The sequence below is a fragment of the Acidithiobacillus sp. TH-A36 genome, assembly GCF_057473445.1.
Window position 1 is genome coordinate 1 of sequence record NZ_JBYCKP010000567.1, and the last position, 4,419, is coordinate 4,419.

Consider the following 4,419-nt stretch of genomic DNA (forward strand, 5'->3'; position numbering starts at 1 on the left):
TTATGGCTCTCTCGATACTCTGACGAATCCACCAGGTAGCATAAGTCGAGAAACGAAAGCCTTTTTCGGGATCAAATTTTTCAACCGCACGCATCAGACCCAGATTTCCTTCTTCAATCAAATCCAGAAGTGGAAAATCATGTCGTACATAACGCTTGGCCAAATTGACCACCAGACGGAGATTACTGACGATCATCATGTTTCTAGCATCCATGTCTCCGGCCTGGACCTGCCGACCAAGAGCAACCTCTTCTGCTGCAGTCATTAACCCTTGCTGACGGATTTCTCTCAGGTAGCAGTGGATTGAATCTGTATTGGATGATTCTTCGATATTTTCTTTCATCTTTGCCTTTTGAAATCACAGATAGTTTTCGCTCGCCACTACTCTTTGATTTCCTTGCGGATCCAGAAGATGCCAAGTTATTGTTTATCGCTATACATCAAATTGTTGAGCATCACGCGCAAATAACTTCTTTGTGCTTCACGACGTAAAGTGCACACTTCTTGCAATCGGGACTCTATCCAGGCGAATGCCTTCGTTTTGTTACCCCTATGATCAATGAGAGCCTTCCAGTCTGTTTCGCTGATCCCAAAGTCGAGCAACATCTGACCATCTTGAGGAGATAGCACATCGTATGTTAAACAGGAGTCCTCGGTTGTTTTGTGACTTTGCAGGTTCACGGGCATTCTCCTAGCGGAGGTAATTAATAATTTCATCATTACATATAATTGTAATGTTATTGCCTACAAAGACATAACGATAATTATTGATAGGGTAATCTATTACGTTGAGGTTAACGGCAAATCCTGGATCCCGCGCGTAAGGGTGAAAGTCCCTCATGACTTATCGCTTCAACCGCCGTTTTAATCTGACTACGTTACCCATGAGTTTGCTTCGTACTGCCGTCAACACCGGACCAAGGCTCGAGCACTGGCTCCGCTCAGCAGACTCATTGTGTTAATTAGGAAATTATTAGATGGATAACAAGCAAAATCGAGAAAACAAATCCCGATCCTTTCATTCGCTTTTGCGCCATGTGACTTTTCGGCAATTGCAGATTTTTTCTACGGTTATTCGCATGAAAAGTTTTACCAAGGCAGCGGATGAGCTCTTTCTGGCACAGCCAACCATCTCCTTGCAAATGAAAAAACTAGGAGAAGCGATAGGGCTTCCTTTATTTGAATCAAGCGGAAAAGAAATTCGACCCACTGATGCCGGTCAGGATCTGTATGCAGCCTGCCGGGAGCTATTTCGTACTTTTGAAAACCTGGAAACACAACTTGCTGATCGCAAGGGAATACGTCGGGGAAAATTACGCTTGGGTGTGGTGACTACTGCCAAATATATTGCTCCGGAGCTACTGGCGGCTTTCGGTCAGCAATTTCCCGGCATCGAGTTTGCCATGACAGTCAGCAATCGCGATGAAATCATTCAACGCATCCAGAATGGGGAAGATGATCTCTATGTCATGGGACAGGTACCCGACAACGAGGTTGATGTAGAGGCTATTCCTTTTGCATTGAATCCCCTGACGGTCATGGTACCGCGAGGACACCCTCTTACCCGTCAAAAAAAACCTGTCCCACTGCACGCTGTTGCAGAAACTCCCTTTCTCATCCGGGAACCGGGGTCAGGAACGCGGCATGCTTACTTGCGCCTATTTGAGGAACAAGGCTTGCGGCCCCGGATCACTATGGAGCTCAGCAGCAATGAAGCGATCAAGCATGCTGTAGCAAGCAGTCTGGGAATATCCATTCTCTCCATTCATTCACTGGCACTGGAAGGAACCAGTGGCCCCATTGAGGTCCTCGAGACGGAACAGTTTCCCATCTTGCGTAAATGGTTTTTGGTCTATCCCCGAAACCGGCAACTCTCCCTAACAGCAGGAAAATTTTTGGACTTCTCTGTTTCTCAGGAACCCTTCATTACTAATCGTCTCGTGCAGTTATGGCCTGAACTGGCTCGATATCTCTAACAATTTCCGCGCGGACTTGATATATTTATAAAAGTAAATATATATAATTTATATATTAAATTAGAATAAATATTAAAATTTTATTACTGTCTTCCTCGGTCATTTGAACCCTGGAGGTAAGTATGTTTTCAATAGGTTCCATTCCCTGGCTTACAGGAGCGTTGCTGGCAGCATTGCCTGCCGGACTGATTGTAGCCGCCATTCCCAATGCGCGGACGACAAGACAATCCGCTCTGTCTTATCGTTACCGCGTACGTTGGGCGGCGATCTCCGCCTTGGCGATAGCAATAGCTGCAGATATTGGTTTTTTTTGGGGCGCACGAAGTGATCTGATCATCACGGAAATTCCTCTTGCCGTTCTGCATTTTGATTTTCCCTTGTCAATTGCCGTCAATGGTTTGACTTTGCTCCTGGCCACTCTGGTATCTTTCGTGATTATCATGATTGCGCAGTACAGCGTCGGCTATCTGGATGGTGATCCTCATCAAGCCCGTTTTTTTCGCCTGCTTGCGCTTACGGGTGGTTTTTTTCTGATCGCTGTGGTTTCAGGAAATATCGGCCTGTTTACCCTGGGCATTATCATCATGGGGTTCAGCCTGAACAAGCTCTTGAAGTTTTACGCTGACCGGCCCAAAGCGATCATGGCTGCGCATAAAAAGTCGCTTTTTGCCAGAGCCGCCGATATGGCCCTGGTGGCGGCTACCCTGCTCATCGGGCAGCAAGTTGGCAGCCTCCAGTTTGCTTCCATCCGTTACTTTGTGGAGCACTCGGAAAGTATTCCCTGGGCTTTGCAGCTGGCTGCCTGGTTGATTGTGATGGCAGTGATTCTGAAAAGCGCTCATTTTCCTTTTCAAGGCTGGTTGATTCAGGTCATGGAGGCACCGACCCCGGTATCCGCTTTGATGCACGCGGGCGTGGTATATAGTGGTGCCATTATAGCCCTTCGCACCAGTTCGCTCTTGATACGCGTCCCTGATGCACTGATTTTACTGGGTTTCATGGGCCTTGCTTCGGTGATTATTGCGTCGCTGGTCATGACTACCCAGACTTCCATCAAATCCATGCTGGCTTGGTCAACTACGGCGCAACTGGGATTCATGTCATTGGAATTGGGTCTTGGCCTGTTCCCTCTGGCATTGCTGCACTTGACGGGTCACTCGCTTTACAAGGCACATGCCTTTCTGTCTTCGGGCAGTGTCACCGATCAATTAAGGCAAGTACCACCCGGGGGCAAGAAAATACCCGGCATGGGTTCATGGCTATTGGCGACGGTGCTGGGAGCGCTGATTGCCGGGGGAGGTGCATGGCTTTTCGGAGAAAATCCACTCCAAAATCCGACCTGGTTCGCATTGGTGATGATTGTCGCCATAGCTATCTCGCAGATCATGATCAGGGGCTTTCTGTTCAGCACGATGCCTGATCGGGTTACGTCCTTAATCGTTGCCATAAGCATGGGATTTACCTAAAAGCCTAATACCTGCTTTGTGCCGGCGCTGCACGATACCACTACGGATCGGGTGGAGATTTTGGGTGAGTGGAATAACCCCAGACTGGACAACCCGCTTCTCGAAGAAGTACGTGAGGCGCTGGCTAAGGCAGCCAACCTTACCCGACTGGAAAGGATATTGCGCCTGGAGGCTAATCTGCAGGATCAGGACGCTGTCGCCAAAAACATGAACTTCCGGGGCCGCGACTGGTCGCAGGTCCGTCCCGAATGGGCATTGGCGGGTAACGCCGCTTTCATCGCTGCTCCACGCTGGCGCACGCGGGAAATGAACCTGGGAGGGCGCGCTTTTCTTCACGACTACGATGTAGCCAAAGATCCGGATTTTGCAGTTTTGACGCTGATTATGACGGCACCGCTGATTGTGGCCAACTGGATCAACATGCAGTATTACGGCTCTATTGTGGATAACCAGCGCCAGGGCTGTGGGAACAAGGTGCTGCATAACGTGGTGGGAGGCACTATCGGGGTTCTGGAAGGAAACGGGGGGGATCTACGTATCGGTCTTTCTGAACAGTCCTTGCGGGATAGTAACGGCGGGCTTCAGCACGAGCCTTTGCGTTTGTCCGCTTTCATTGAAGCGCCAACGGAGGTGATGGATCGCATCATCGGGAATAGCGCGATTCTGGGCCAGCTTGTTGATAATCGCTGGCTCACTATTGTGCAAATTGCTCCCGATGGCAGTCTTTTGGAGCGTCGCGCACAAAATCGGTGGGTTTTGATGTGCTGACTGTTTACAGGGAGTTAATATCCATTTTATCAATCAGCATTGAAGAGGGATTCGGGAAAGGAACCATTCAATCGCAGGTAAACCGCAATACAAAAATCAGTGGCCACGTCGCCGCAAATAGCGTTCCAGCAGGGTCGATGTGGACCCATCATGGGGATGTTGGGTTTTACCCTGCATATCAGAAACAATGCGCTGAGCCAGCACCTTAC

Annotated in this window: 5 protein-coding genes and 1 pseudogene; 4 read left to right on the forward strand and 2 right to left on the reverse strand. The window is 49.0% G+C overall.

The window, feature by feature from the left end; all coding sequences use genetic code 11:
• Together AC2VLY_RS14305 and AC2VLY_RS14310 are read right to left on the reverse strand one after the other, a co-directional pair.
• Positions 1 to 343, reverse strand: a 343-nt coding sequence (locus AC2VLY_RS14305; RefSeq protein ID WP_486893447.1) for a sigma-70 family RNA polymerase sigma factor, incomplete at its 3' end; no start/stop codon positions are given.
• 77 nt (positions 344 to 420) lie between these two features.
• Positions 421 to 681 (reverse strand): hypothetical protein, encoded by a 261-nt coding sequence (locus tag AC2VLY_RS14310; RefSeq protein ID WP_486893446.1) that lies wholly within the window; start codon positions 679 to 681, stop codon positions 421 to 423.
• A 158-nt stretch (positions 682 to 839) separates the two neighbouring features.
• On the opposite strand from AC2VLY_RS14310, the pseudogene AC2VLY_RS14315 reads away from it, so the two are divergent.
• The 4 genes and pseudogenes from AC2VLY_RS14315 to AC2VLY_RS14330 all read left to right on the forward strand — a co-directional run.
• Positions 840 to 962, forward strand: a pseudogene (locus tag AC2VLY_RS14315) (IS1595 family transposase); the annotation flags it as partial.
• A gap of 15 nt (positions 963 to 977) precedes the next feature.
• Positions 978 to 1,976 carry a LysR family transcriptional regulator gene (locus AC2VLY_RS14320; RefSeq protein ID WP_486893444.1) on the forward strand — a complete coding sequence of 333 codons (999 nt, stop codon included), beginning with the start codon at positions 978 to 980 and terminating at the stop codon, positions 1,974 to 1,976.
• 122 nt (positions 1,977 to 2,098) lie between these two features.
• Positions 2,099 to 3,442 carry a proton-conducting transporter transmembrane domain-containing protein gene (locus tag AC2VLY_RS14325; RefSeq protein ID WP_486893442.1) on the forward strand — a complete coding sequence of 448 codons (1,344 nt, stop codon included), beginning with the start codon at positions 2,099 to 2,101 and terminating at the stop codon, positions 3,440 to 3,442.
• Positions 3,443 to 3,460: 18 nt separating this feature from the next.
• Positions 3,461 to 4,210 (forward strand): putative inorganic carbon transporter subunit DabA, encoded by a 750-nt coding sequence (locus tag AC2VLY_RS14330; protein WP_486893441.1) that lies wholly within the window; start codon positions 3,461 to 3,463, stop codon positions 4,208 to 4,210.
• Positions 4,211 to 4,419 lie beyond the last annotated feature (209 nt).